Consider the following 12,937-nt stretch of genomic DNA (forward strand, 5'->3'; position numbering starts at 1 on the left):
GCAGCTGGTTAGGGCTTTGCAGTGTTCAATAAGCTGTATCCAACCAATTGCTCGTAACGTGAGCCGGTTTGGCGGTAGTAAACCAGCAACTGATATTCGTTCTCAGTCTCGAAATAGTTGCCCTCTAAAATGGTGTCATCTGGTTTGTTAGTGGCTTTATTCACCCAAATATATTGGTAATCGTAAACGCCCTGTTTAAGGAGCAAGTCGGTGTACCAGCGGCCACGGCTGTCAAAAGTAAGTTTACTGCGGTCGTCAATCTTATAATCATTAAACTGGCCTACAATGTAAGGCGCGCCATCATCCGGCGATTTGCTGATGAACAGACTGAAATACATGTGGGCATAATCCGCGTCGCGGCGGGCATCGTTGCCGTCCTGGTTCAGGATGAAAAACTTACCGTCGATATCATAAAGTAGCGTATAATTTGGCAGGTTGCGGTTCGGGTCGCCCAGCAACATAACGGTGTTGGCAGTATCTTTATAGATCTTAGAGATCCGTTCCGAGTTTAGCTTAAGCGTCCTCGTATCAAAATGCCTGAACTCGTTGCGCCCGGGGAAGTCGTTAATGTTTACATCATTATAAACCAGCTGCGTACCGCGGATGTAAGTGGGCACATTGTTCATGAAACCTGTCTCTATCCTCGCGTTCTGCATTAAAAAAGCACGGATATCGGTATTTGGGTTCTGCACCGCCAAACCGCTGTAATCAATGGTAAAGTTTACCTTTTGATTGGTACGCCTTAAGGCCACGTTGTTGGAGCTGATGATATTAGCACTCATCGAAACCCTTTTGCCCACCACGTACAGCCTGCGGGTAAGGATCAGGTTATTCGGGTCGCCATCTTCATAAACCTTCAGGATATAGTTGCCGGATACTTTTGGGATGATGTTGCGGTTAGGGATCTTCACTTCGTAATGCGTGTACTTTTGGAAAGTGCCCGATGAATAGGTATAATCGTTCAATCTATCATCCGTAAAGCTTTCCAAATACTCGGCAGGGGACAAGCGCGACGGGTTCCAGTTGGCATCGCAATGTTGTATAGTGTAATTGAAGGTACGACTGGCGCCGCTCAGATCGTCAAAACCAAGGGTAACGGTCTCGCGGCCGCCAAGATCAATAGCCGGGAAAGAAGCCGCCTTTTTTGAATTATAAAACTCAACGCTTTTTATCTCGTGCTTGTAAACGTTATTATCAAATGGTGCGTTTTGCGCGAAGCCGGCAACACTTGCAAACAGGCAAAGAATAAAAACGTAGAAATTTTTCATCGATACAATATACCAACAAAACGTTATGGTATCGAAATTATTTCGGGGCGAGTTATTGTTGGTGACAACACCAACAACGGCAGAAATTATAATTCGTTTGCTTTCCGCCGATCAATTACATCCTTAGTAGAAAAAAACAAAAAGTAAAGCGTTGTAACAATAAATGGCAAAGCAAAAGAGAGTGTTATTCCTGCCATGTCATCAAAATTATGGCATAAATTATAAAGCCCAAGCCACATAAACACCAGGCCAAATGTTCTTGTAACACGTGATTCTTCGCTATTGGCAATTAGTAAAAGTATTTGGCCGCAAAAGCATAAAATAGCTGACAATAATATTGATTTTTCGTAATTGCAATTACCAATACAAAACTCAAACCCATCAGCCCCAAGATTAAACGGAACAAAAATCTCAAAGAAAATCATAGGGGCAACACCATGTCCGGCTCCAACAATGATCAGGCAATTGGTCAATAAGATCCAGTACGTTAATTTTTTGTAGCGATAGGGCAAGGGCATGGTTCGATTTAGAACTTAAAGCTACAAAATCTTTAAACAAAAAAGGCAGCTACTTTCGCAACTGCCTTTGTATTTATTAAGCTTCTAATTCCATTATCTGCTCAGCCAATGCTTCCCAGCGGGCCTGTTGCTCTCTTAAGGTAAGCTTTTTAAGCTGGTAAGCATCGGTCATTTCCTGCAGTTTTGCAGCCTGGTTGTAAATACTATTGTCGGCCAGTTTTACTTCTAATTCTTTTACATCCTTTTCCAAAACCGCTATCTGCTCTTCCATTTTAGTCAGGTCCTGGTTAAGCTTTTTTAGCTGCTGGGTTTTGTTTTCACTTTGTGGCTGCTTTGTAGGCTCAGGCTTTTTCTCTTCCTTTTTTGGCTGTGGAGCCGGCGTTTCTGCCTTAGGGTCGAGCTTACGTTTGGCATTCCACTCATCATACTCGGCGTAAGTACCCGGGTATTGTTTTATCTTTTGGTTTTCGATGAACCAGATCTTGTTGGCCACATTATCAAGGAAGTATCTGTCGTGAGATACTACGATCACCGTACCCTCGTACTGTTGCAGCGCCTGGATCAAGATATTTACCGAAGCCATATCCAGGTGGTTGGTAGGCTCATCAAGCACCAAAAAGTTTGCATCCGCGGTAAGGGCCTTGGCCAGCGCTACGCGCGATTTTTCGCCACCCGATAGCACCTTTATCTTTTTAAATACATCATCACCCGTAAACAGGAACGAACCTAATATCGAGCGTAGCTCCGTATCGGTATGTTTAGGGGCAAAGGATTGCAGTTCCTGCAATATCTGGTTCTCGAGGTGGAGGCTTTCTAACTGGTGCTGTGCAAAGAATGTTTGGGTAACATTATGGCCGGTTACAGCCGTGCCGCCAAAATCTTTATCGGCACCGGCAACAATACGCAACAAGGTAGATTTACCTTTACCGTTAGCACCTATCAATGCTATCTTATCGCCTTTTTCTATAATGGCTTCCGCATCATCAAGGATATCAATACCGGGATATTTTTTGGTGATATGTTCTAAAGTAACCACGTGGCGGCCCGATTGCTTGCTAAAACGGAAGCTGAAGTTAACCTCAGGATTATCATCATCCACATCATCCACCCGTTCCATTTTGTCGAGCATCTTAATGCGCGATTGCGCCATTTTAGCTTTTGAGGCTTTAGCACGGAAACGTTCTATCAAGCGTTCCTCCTGTTTTATTTTCGACTGCTGATTTTTAAACTCTCCACGCTGTATTTCGGCACGCAGGGCTTTCTCTTCCAGGTAAAAAGAATAGTTACCCGCGTAAACGGTTAGCTTACCTTTGCGCGATTCAACCGTGCGGTTTATCACTTTATCTAAAAACCACCTATCGTGAGATACGATGATGATAGCGCCGCTAAAGGCCTTCAAATAGTCCTCCAGCCACTGTATTGATGGTAAATCAAGGTGGTTGGTAGGCTCATCCAGTAGCAGGATGTCGGGTGCCTGTAAAAGTATCTTGGCGAGCATCACGCGCATGCGCCACCCTCCCGAGAAGGTGCTCAGTTTACGCTGACAATCGGCTTCGCTGAAACCTAAACCTGCGAGAATTTCGTGTGCTTTATATTCGATGTTATAGCCGTCCAGCAGTTCAAACTCGTGCTGTTTATCGCTTAGTTTGTGCAGCAGGTCTTCGGTGTAATCTGTTTCCAGTTTTTTAAGAAGTACCTCGATTTCATCATGCAGTTGGTTTTGGCGCTCAAATGCTTCCATAGCAACGTGTACAATGTTCTTGTCTGACGAGTACGACAGCAGATCCTGGTTAAGATAGCCCATGGTGAGGTCCTTAGCCATAGAAATGGTGCCCGATGTAGGCGTGTAATCGCCCACAATGATCTTTAACAGTGTGGTTTTACCCGTGCCGTTTGCGCCTATAAGGCCAATTTTTTCGCCCGGCTTTATGTGCCAGTTAGCATCATCATACAGGGCCCGTGCACCAATCTCGAACGTAAGGTTATTTATAGCGATCATTTGGCCGCAAAGATACGATTTTGAGGGGAGAGCTGAAAGCAGAAAGCTTTAAGCCTAACGCGTAATCACCTAAAATCGTGAAGCTTTGTTGCATTTGGCTTTCAGCATTAGTCTTTTCGCTTTAACCTAATAATCAAATTCCCTAAATTCGCGGCATGTATCAATTGCTTAAGCCCCTGTTGTTTCAGTTCGACCCGGAGAACGTGCATTATTTTGTTACGCGCAACCTCAGGCGGTTTAACCGTTTCCCGGGCGGGGCGACATTAAGCAAAGCCCTTTGGGGAGTAGAAGATAAGCGATTGGAACGCGAGGTTTTTGGCCTTAAATTTAAAAACCCGGTAGGCCTTGCCGCCGGTTTTGATAAAAATGCCGAACTCATTAGCGAAATGGGTAACCTGGGTTTTGGGTTTGTTGAGGTTGGTACCGTTACGCCGCTGCCACAACCGGGTAATGATAAACCAAGAATGTTTCGCCTGCCCGAGGATGAGGCGCTGATAAACCGCATGGGCTTTAACAACCATGGTGTAGATGTAGCTGCCGAGCGCATTGCCGCTTACCGCAAAAGTCTTAAACCGGGCCAACAGGCAATAATAATAGGCGGTAACATCGGTAAAAATAAGATAACACCAAATGAAGATGCCGTAAGCGACTACATCAAATGTTTCGACAGGCTTTTTGACGTGGTTGATTATTTTGTGGTGAATGTAAGTTCGCCGAATACACCCGGTCTGCGTGCATTGCAGGAAAAGGAACCGCTGATGCATATTTTAAATACCCTGCAGCAACGCAATCATAAGGATGGCATCAGCAGACCCATATTATTAAAAATAGCGCCCGACCTCACCAACGAGCAATTGGATGATATTGCCGATATTGTAAAACAAACCGGCATCGCGGGAATTATAGCTACTAATACTACTATAAGCCGCGAGGGTTTAACATCCAAACATAAGAGCGAAACGGGAGGCTTAAGTGGTATACCTTTAACCAAACGGTCTACTGAGGTTATCAGGTACTTATACAAGGTGTCAAAAGGTTCGTTCCCAATCATTGGGGTAGGGGGTATCCACTCTGCCGAGGATGCTATGGATAAAATAGCCGCAGGCGCGTCTTTAGTACAATTATATACAGGGTTTATTTATGAAGGCCCGGCATTGATAGGGAGAATAAACAAAGAAATATTGAATAGAAAATAATGAGTGTAGAAGAATCGTTAAAAAAGGTTTGTAAGGCCTTAAAGATTGAATTTGACCCAAGCGACATGCAGGATTGGGGTATTGTAAATTCCGACCCGACCCGTGTGGCCGAGTTTATCAATTATTATAAAAGTACCGATCTGGATGATGAAACAAAGTTCCACGTGTTTGAGCTGATCGTAGCATCATACAATGACGCCATATTAGGCAGACTTACAAAAGGCCAGGTAAAAGCTGATTTTGCCGAGATAGTAGCCGAGTCGCACAACGTGCCAACGCTTAAAACCGTGCGCGATTACTGGAAAGAGATCTATAATAAAGAAAATTTCCCGGTAGGGAAGTTGCTATAAGCAATTCATACTAACAGAAAAAAGGCGTATCGTTAAACGGTACGCCTTTTTAATTTCCTTAAAAAAGAAGGATTAGTTGTTTGCAGCAGCTTTAGCTAAAACCTCGTTGTTTTTATCAATCTGGTTGCCTTTTTTCTGTGCAGAACGGTCGCCCAACTCAATGTTGGTAGCTAATTTCAAAAACTGAACTTCTAAACGTGAAGTAGTTTTGTTCCTTCTATCTTTTCTTTTTAAACGAGTAACGCCCATGACTTTTTATTTTAAATGTTTTTAACCTTGAGGTCGGGAGCGGATTCGAACCGCTGTACGAGGTTTTGCAGACCTCTGCCTAGCCACTCGGCCACCCGACCAATTTTAAGGATTGCAAAAATAGTAATTATTTGTTGTCAATCAATTTTTATTTGAACGATTTTGCAGCAAGTTGTGAACAGCATATGGCTGTAGCTATGGCAACGTTCAATGATTCGGCTTGTCCAATGCGCGGAATAGTGATAGCTTTTGTGATTAACGGCTGTATATCAGGGCGTATGCCATTGCCCTCATTCCCCATTATCAGTAAGCCTTCGGTGCCAAAATTTGTGGAATAAATATTATCGCCATTTAATAAAGTTCCGAAAACGGGCAGCTTAGCGGCCGAAATCAGGCCTGCTAAATTGGTATAAGTGATATTTACACGGGCCAGAGAGCCCATAGTAGCCTGTATAACTTTAGGGTTATACGCGTCAACCGTGTCTTCAGAGCAAATGATATTGTTAATTCCAAACCAGTCGGCCGTGCGGATGATGGTACCCATATTACCCGGGTCCTGCACGCCATCTAACACCAAACTAAATTTATCCTTTAGCGTTGTGTGGTTTAAACCAGCCCATTGAGGTATATTAACGGTAGCAATTGCATCTGCAGGATTTTTTAAGGCGCTTATTTTTTGGAGGTCGTTTAAAGAAATCTCCTGAAAATTTATTTTTTGGGATAATTTAAGCAATTTTGGGGCTGTACCAGGCGTATGATATATGGTGTGGACCTGATAATCGGAATCAATAAACTCTGTTATCGATTTAGATCCCTCAACCATAAATAAACCATGTTCCCTGCGAAACTTTTTATGTTGTAAGGACGTTAGTAAACTTATTTGTGATTTTGAAAGCATATCATATACCGGGCCGTATCCGTCTTGCAATATTAAGTATTTTGATGGTTATTATTAGTGCCGGCTGTAGTGTTACGCGCGGTATTAAGGATAATGAGGCCATTGTGCGCAAAGTTACCATAAAAGGTATTGACAAGGAGTTTGCTGAAGAGGCCATTAATTATGTTGATAAAGAGCAACAGCCTAACAACTGGCTTAACCTGCAGTTTTACTATCTGTTTAGCAATAAAGGCAAACGCAAAATAGGTGAGGCGCCCGCATTGCTGGATAGTAATTTGGTTGAATTTTCGCGACTGCAAATCCAAAAATATCTGGTTAATAAGGGTTTTTTAAAAGCCAAAGTGTCTGATTCTATTGTTGTCAAAAAGAAAAAGGCCAAGTTGTTTTTTACAGCTAACCAAGGCCCGCTGTTTAAGATCCGTAATTTCAGGGATAGCATTTACGACCCCAAGGTAAGGCAACTGTACCGCGATACGCGTAAACTTTACTCCCATGTAAACCAAGGGAGCCGTTTCGACACCGATAGCCTAGCCTATGACCGCGACCAGTTTTTCCAGGTGATGAAACGTAACGGTTATTATGATTTTTACCGCCAATACATCACCTTCCTGCCCGATTCCAGCTTTAACAAGAGCGTGGTGGATCTGGTGATGACCATCGACAACCCTGCCGATAAAAAAGCGCACCCTGTTTATACCATTAATAATACGCTGATAACTATTGCACGCAGCAATGGTCGCACCATAGGTAAAGCCGATACCATACAAGTTGATTCGCAATTTAGGTTTGTTGATTACTCGGGCAGGTTTAAACCACGTACGGTTATTGATTATACGTTTCAGAAGAAAGGGGAAATATATAACCTTGATAAGCAAACGTTAACCACCACACGCTTATCGGAGTTAAATGTGTTTCGTAATGTACCTAACCCAACTTATGAAAAACTACCGGATAGCACCAACCGGTTAAATTCTAAAATTGATATAGTGCCCCTTAAGCGTATGACCGACCGTGTAGAGGCCGAATTTTTGTTTAACCAGGGGCGTTTTGGATACAACCTCGGTAATACCTTTACCAACCGTAATATATTTAAACAGGCCGCTATTTTACAGGTGAAATTAAACTGGAGTATTTTGTTTGATAATGGTAATTCATCTGTAAAGCAAGGTATCCAGAACCAGGATTTCAGGACCGGGATAAGTGTGATTTACCCAAGGCTGTTGCTGCCGTTCCAGTTTCCTAATCTGGCAAAATTTGGTGTGCCCCACACTACGTTATCTACCAACTTCCAACTGTTCTATCAAAAGGGACTGGTAGAGCGAAGAAGCTTTATTAACTCCATCACGTACGATTTTTTTGAGACAGCCCGCAAGCAGCATTCGGTTACACCAATTAGTATCGAGTTTTCAAGCGGCAGCATAGATCCTATCGCTAAAGCGGAGTTATTAAGGCAAAACCGTTACTCATATGTATATCTCATAGGCCGTACAACGTTTACATCAAGCAGCCAATATACTTTCCAGTATAACGCGCAGGAGCTAAACTCTTACAAAAACTTTATTTATTTCCGTGGCGGGTTAGATATTGGCGGTAATACTTTAAGCTTATTAAGCAAGCTGGTAAACGCCCCCCGTGATACACTTGGTCAGCGCACCATATTTGGTTACGCCTTTTCCCAGTATGTTAAAACAGAGCTTGATTACCGCTGGTATCGCAGTTTAGGTGGCGAAAAACAATTTATTTTCCGTATCAATCCCGGCATAGGTATTCCTTACGGCAACAGCAAGCAATTGATATTTGAAAAAAACTTTTACACCGGTGGTGCCAACGACATCCGCGCGTGGTTGCCGCGCACGCTTGGGCCGGGTCAGTTTAACCGCGCCAGCTATGGCATAGGTGGTGCCGCAGATACCGCACGCGCCCGCCTAAAATACCTGGACCAGTTTGGCGAGATAAAAATAGTAGCTAACGCCGAATACCGTTATAAACTTGCCGATAACTTTTTTGGTACTAAGCTAAAGGGGGCGTTTTTTGTAGATGCGGGTAACGTTTGGCGCCTGCGTAAGCAAATAGAGAACCCGAACGGTGAGTTTAGATTTAATAACCTTTGGAACTCTACAGCAATTGGTATAGGTACAGGTTTACGTTTCGATCTGGCCTTCTTTATCTTCCGTTTGGATGCAGCCTTTAAGTTTAAAGATCCTCAGTTTACAGGTTCAGATCAATGGGTGTTTGTTAAGCACTTTAACGAGCTGATTGGCGGAGGCCAGTTTACGGAAAGATACCGCCAAACCAACGGCGAAAACTATGGCTTTATGCAGCTTAACTTTGGTATCGGGCTACCGTTTTAATTAGCGAATTATTGAATTAGTGATTTCTAAAACAAACAAATCAATAAAGCATTCTCTCTAATCTCTAATCTCTAATCTCTAATCTCAACTGGCAAACAACCCCTTTAATCCATCAATGATACTTTGGAAGAATGTAGGTATGCTCAACCCATTACTGTGATTAAAATATAGGAATATTAGGAAGATGATAACCGCTATGATGATAAAGCGTTTAAAAAGGTAACCTAACAGCACCAGCCCCAAAGGGATACAGATAAGTAATACCCAGCTTATTTTAACAGGGCTCAGCTTACTATCGTGCCGGTAAACGTAGTACAACATAGAATGTGTGCCATTGTCGTTCTCGTGGCGTGCAAATACAAACATCGATTTTTCCATTTTATGCCTGTAAAATGCCGTGCCTTTGTCAAAGGTTAATTGTTCGGTAAATCCGTTTACGCTAAACGTGAACAGGCCATTTACTTTTTCCTGTATAGTGCCTGCCGTGTCAACCGCGACAATGGCGATCTCATCTTTAGCAAAGGGGTTTTCTTTAATTACAAAGTGGTTGATAGATACTGTATCCGCAAAACAGGCAAGGGCGGTAATAATAAAAATACAGGTAAGGAATGCTTTTTTCATTTTAGATGCACCGTAAACGTGCAATAAAAATAGCGTTTTTATTATTTGTTAAGTACACAAATGCCAATGTTTAGCAAAGTGGCATAACTAACCCAAAGCAGGTAAGGCACAAGCAACCATGCAGCCGTTCGGCTAAACCTGCCAAACCACGATATATTAAGCACAATCACAATTAATAACGATACAATAATAACCAACCCGCCAAGTATTTGGTGCATCCCAAAAAACACAATAGACCATGAAAAATTCAACGCCAGCTGAATTATATAGATCATTGCCGCGGTTTTATAGGTGCGTGATCCATCCCGAAGTTGCCAAACCATGTAGGCAGCAATAGCAATAAGGATATAAAGAGTGGTCCACGCTACCGGGAAAAGCCAGTTGGGTGGTGTGAACGATGGCTTATAAAGCGTAGTGTACCAATCCTTTATCTCGGGGCGTGTAAACAATGAGGCTACCACGCCGATAGATAATGTAATAAGCAAACTTATAACAAGCGCTAAGGGGCGCAACGGGCGTTGTGTTGATTCGGTTTTCATAGGAAATTGCTAAGGTATTTATTCCTGAAGCATCTACTAAGTTATACATAAACTAAATAGCAAAGCCGGGTGAGTTCACCCGGTTTTGCCTGGTACTATCTAAATCTAACTACAGGTTTCCTCTTATTTCCTGCTCACGCTCTATGGCTTCAAATAGTGCTTTAAAATTACCTGCACCAAATGATTTAGCACCCTTACGCTGGATGATCTCAAAGAACAGGGTAGGCCTGTCTTCAACAGGCTTAGTGAAGATCTGTAGCAGGTAGCCCTCATCATCACGGTCAACCAAAATGCCTAATTTTTTAAGGGGTTCAAGGTCTTCATCTATTTTACCAACACGATCGGTTAGTTCGTCGTAATAGGTGGTAGGTACGGTTAAAAACTCAACGCCGCGGTTTTGCAGGTCGGTAACGGTTTTAACAATATCGGCAGTGGCTAAAGCCAAATGCTGTACACCTTCGCCTTCATAAAATTCCAGGTATTCCTCGATCTGACTTTTCTTTTTACCCTCAGCAGGCTCGTTTATAGGGAACTTTACGTAACCATTCCCGTTGCTCATTACCTTACTCATCAGGGCCGAGTACTCTGTAGAGATCATCTTGTCATCAAAGGTTAAAATGTTACGGAAACCCATAATGTCTTCATAAAAATTAACCCAGTGGTTCATTTTATGCCAGCCAACGTTACCTACACAATGGTCTACATAAAGCAAACCTGCAACAGGTGGCTGGTATGTAGTTTGCATGGCCTTGTAACCCGGCAGGAACGGGCCGTTGTAGTTTTTACGTTCTATAAATAAGTGAACGGTTTCGCCGTAAAGTTTAATACCGCTGGTGCGGACTTCGCCATGCTCATCCGTAATGGTTTGGGGTTGTTGGTACGGCTCGGCGCCACGTTTGGTAGTTTGTTCAAAGGCATCGTAAGCATCGTCAACCCACAGGGCTAACACCTTTACCCCATCACCGTGCTTTTTAATATGTTCGGCAATAGGATGGTCGGAATGCAGCGGCGTCGTCAGCACCAAACGGATCTTACCTTGCTGCAAAACATACGATGCTCGGTCGCGTACACCTGTTTCCGGGCCGGCATAGGCCAGATCCTGGTAGCCAAAAGCGGTTTTATAATAATGAGCGGCCTGTTTGGCATTGCCCACATAAAATTCAACATAATCTGTACCGTTAAGCGGTAAAAAATCTGTTGTTTGTGGTTTTGTATCTAATCTTAATGTTTCCATTTATCTAATTAGTGATTTATTGATTGAGTGAATTAGTGATTTAGACTCCCAATCTTATGTCTTGATTCTTGTGTTTTGCTGTCTTGATTTTTCAAATAACCCAGCTTTTATAATAATTTTCGTCCTCGATATTTACGGCATATTCTGTCAGCATTAGCGGGCGGAAAGGGTCTATCATTACGGCAAGCTCATCGGTAAATTCTTTGCCTATAGATTTTTCTACCGAGCCCGGCGCAGGGCCATGCGGTATGCCCCCCGGATGTAAGGTTATTTGCCCTTTTACTACGCTTTTACGGCTCATAAAGTCACCGTCTACGTAGTACAACACCTCGTCGCTGTCCACGTTGCTGTGGTTGTAAGGGGCCGGTATGGATAACGGATGGTAGTCAAACTTACGTGGCACAAACGAGCAGATCACAAAGTTATGGCCTTCGAAGGTTTGGTGTACCGGTGGCGGTTGGTGCACGCGGCCGGTTATGGGTTCAAAGTCGTGAATGGAAAAAGCCCAGGGGTAATGGAAGCCATCCCAACCCACAAAATCAAAAGGGTGGGTGCCGTAGGTGTACGGATAGATAAGCCCCTGTTTTTTTATGAGGATCTTAAAATCGCCTTTCTGGTCAATGGTTTCCAGGTCGGTAGGGCGTTTAATGTCGCGCTCGCAATAGGGCGAGTGTTCCATTAACTGGCCGTAAGCGTTGCGGTAACGTTTTGGCGAACGTATCGGGCTAAAGCTTTCAACAATGAACAGCCGGTTGTTCTCGTCATTAAACTCCAGCTGGTAAATAGTGCCGCGGGGTATCACCAGGTAATCGCCGTATTCGAATTTTATCTTACCGAAACCTGTTTTTAAAGTGCCCGAGCCTACGTGGATAAATATTACCTCGTCGGCCTGGCTGTTCTTATAAAAGTAGTCGGTCATGCTTTTGCGCGGGGCGGCCAGCGAGATATGGAGGTCGGCATTCACCAGAATCGGTTTACGACTTTTCAGATAATCGTCTTCGGGTTGTATATTAAAACCGATGAGGCTGGTATGTTTAAGGTGCTTTTCTCGGGCAATTTTTGGCTCAACAGAATACGGCTCGCCCAGCTCTTTTACAATAGTGGGCGGGTAAGCGTGATAAACCAGCGAATAAAGGCTCGAAAAGCCTTCGGTAGATACCAGCTCTTCGGCGTATAAACTGCCATCGGGCTTACGGAATTGGGTGTGCCGCTTATGCGGGATATTCCCTAATGTATGGTAAATTGGCATAATTGGTTAGTTTAAATGTTGGAATGTTGAAAGGTTTTAAAGTTGGAGACCTTATCCTAACAAATTAAAAATCAAACATTTGAATGGGGAGGTGGTTTTCGACGAAAAGCCGGAACAACAGTCCAACTTTACAAAACCTTAACAAAAGACTTAGAATTGGGCTAAAACGATCTTGGAAAGCATAGCATCCCTGAACATGGCCGACCTGCTCATGGAAGTGAGGCCAAGGGAAAAATAGAATTGTTTGCGTATGCTCATCATTGGTTAAACGAAATTAAGCCGAAAATATTTAATATGCAAGCATAATGTTTTATGTGAAGGGGTTGTTGGCGACTGGTTGAAGATTTAATTTTTGAGGATTTCGCGTCGATAATAAGCAGAAAATGTTCACGTTCACGTTTGCACAACCAGGTGTGTTTTTTATAAATTATTGTTAATCAGTTTTTATTGTTTAAAAATACTGAC

Annotated in this window: 12 protein-coding genes and 1 tRNA gene; 3 read left to right on the top strand and 10 right to left on the bottom strand. The window is 43.1% G+C overall.

All coding sequences use genetic code 11. From position 1 onward, the window contains the following. Positions 1 to 8: 8 nt before the first annotated feature. The 3 genes from ACFQZI_RS04190 to abc-f form a co-directional block, all read right to left on the bottom strand. On the bottom strand, positions 9 to 1,268 hold the full coding sequence (locus ACFQZI_RS04190; protein WP_377138820.1) for a type IX secretion system plug protein: 1,260 nt from the start codon (positions 1,266 to 1,268) through the stop codon (positions 9 to 11). Between the two features lie 86 nt (positions 1,269 to 1,354). After that, positions 1,355 to 1,786 (bottom strand): hypothetical protein, encoded by a 432-nt coding sequence (locus ACFQZI_RS04195; protein ID WP_377138823.1) that lies wholly within the window; start codon positions 1,784 to 1,786, stop codon positions 1,355 to 1,357. 76 nt (positions 1,787 to 1,862) lie between these two features. Next, complete coding sequence (gene abc-f, locus ACFQZI_RS04200; protein WP_377138825.1) at positions 1,863 to 3,785, bottom strand: ribosomal protection-like ABC-F family protein; 1,923 nt, start codon at positions 3,783 to 3,785, stop codon at positions 1,863 to 1,865. 155 nt (positions 3,786 to 3,940) lie between these two features. Here abc-f and ACFQZI_RS04205 point away from each other — a divergent pair, with 155 nt between their 5' ends. Then, complete coding sequence (locus ACFQZI_RS04205) at positions 3,941 to 4,981, top strand: quinone-dependent dihydroorotate dehydrogenase (protein WP_377138828.1); 1,041 nt, start codon at positions 3,941 to 3,943, stop codon at positions 4,979 to 4,981. Beyond that, positions 4,981 to 5,331, top strand: coding sequence for a hypothetical protein (locus ACFQZI_RS04210; RefSeq protein ID WP_377138831.1), 351 nt, complete (start codon positions 4,981 to 4,983; stop codon positions 5,329 to 5,331). Before ACFQZI_RS04205 ends, ACFQZI_RS04210 begins: the two co-directional genes overlap by 1 nt. Positions 5,332 to 5,403: 72 nt before the next feature. Here ACFQZI_RS04210 and ACFQZI_RS04215 read toward each other — a convergent pair whose 3' ends face one another. From ACFQZI_RS04215 to ACFQZI_RS04225, 3 genes are all read right to left on the bottom strand, one after another. Continuing rightward, a complete protein-coding gene (locus tag ACFQZI_RS04215) occupies positions 5,404 to 5,580 on the bottom strand; it encodes a spore protein (RefSeq protein ID WP_377138834.1) in 177 nt (58 codons plus the stop codon). Positions 5,581 to 5,610: 30 nt separating this feature from the next. Beyond that, positions 5,611 to 5,681 (bottom strand) — tRNA-Cys (locus tag ACFQZI_RS04220). A 47-nt stretch (positions 5,682 to 5,728) separates the two neighbouring features. Further along, positions 5,729 to 6,508, bottom strand: coding sequence for a TrmH family RNA methyltransferase (locus tag ACFQZI_RS04225; protein ID WP_377138836.1), 780 nt, complete (start codon positions 6,506 to 6,508; stop codon positions 5,729 to 5,731). Positions 6,509 to 6,522: 14 nt separating this feature from the next. On the opposite strand from ACFQZI_RS04225, the gene tamL reads away from it, so the two are divergent. After that, positions 6,523 to 8,829: a translocation and assembly module lipoprotein TamL gene (gene tamL, locus ACFQZI_RS04230; RefSeq protein ID WP_377138839.1), complete on the top strand. Its 2,307-nt coding sequence runs from the start codon at positions 6,523 to 6,525 to the stop codon at positions 8,827 to 8,829. 84 nt (positions 8,830 to 8,913) lie between these two features. On the opposite strand, the gene ACFQZI_RS04235 is transcribed toward tamL, so the two are convergent. The 4 genes from ACFQZI_RS04235 to ACFQZI_RS04250 all read right to left on the bottom strand — a co-directional run bounded on the left by ACFQZI_RS04235 (position 8,914) and on the right by ACFQZI_RS04250 (position 12,472). Beyond that, entirely contained in the window at positions 8,914 to 9,450 is a 537-nt protein-coding gene (locus ACFQZI_RS04235) for a hypothetical protein (RefSeq protein ID WP_377138841.1), read from the bottom strand. A gap of 41 nt (positions 9,451 to 9,491) precedes the next feature. Next, on the bottom strand, positions 9,492 to 9,989 hold the full coding sequence (locus tag ACFQZI_RS04240; protein WP_377138844.1) for a TspO/MBR family protein: 498 nt from the start codon (positions 9,987 to 9,989) through the stop codon (positions 9,492 to 9,494). Between the two features lie 109 nt (positions 9,990 to 10,098). Beyond that, positions 10,099 to 11,223 (bottom strand): 4-hydroxyphenylpyruvate dioxygenase, encoded by a 1,125-nt coding sequence (hppD, locus tag ACFQZI_RS04245; RefSeq protein ID WP_377138847.1) that lies wholly within the window; start codon positions 11,221 to 11,223, stop codon positions 10,099 to 10,101. A 91-nt stretch (positions 11,224 to 11,314) separates the two neighbouring features. Next, positions 11,315 to 12,472, bottom strand: coding sequence for a homogentisate 1,2-dioxygenase (locus ACFQZI_RS04250; RefSeq protein WP_377138850.1), 1,158 nt, complete (start codon positions 12,470 to 12,472; stop codon positions 11,315 to 11,317). Positions 12,473 to 12,937 lie beyond the last annotated feature (465 nt).

Origin of the sequence: Mucilaginibacter lutimaris (genome assembly GCF_042676625.1) — a bacterium.
GTDB classification, from domain to species: domain Bacteria; phylum Bacteroidota; class Bacteroidia; order Sphingobacteriales; family Sphingobacteriaceae; genus Mucilaginibacter; species Mucilaginibacter lutimaris.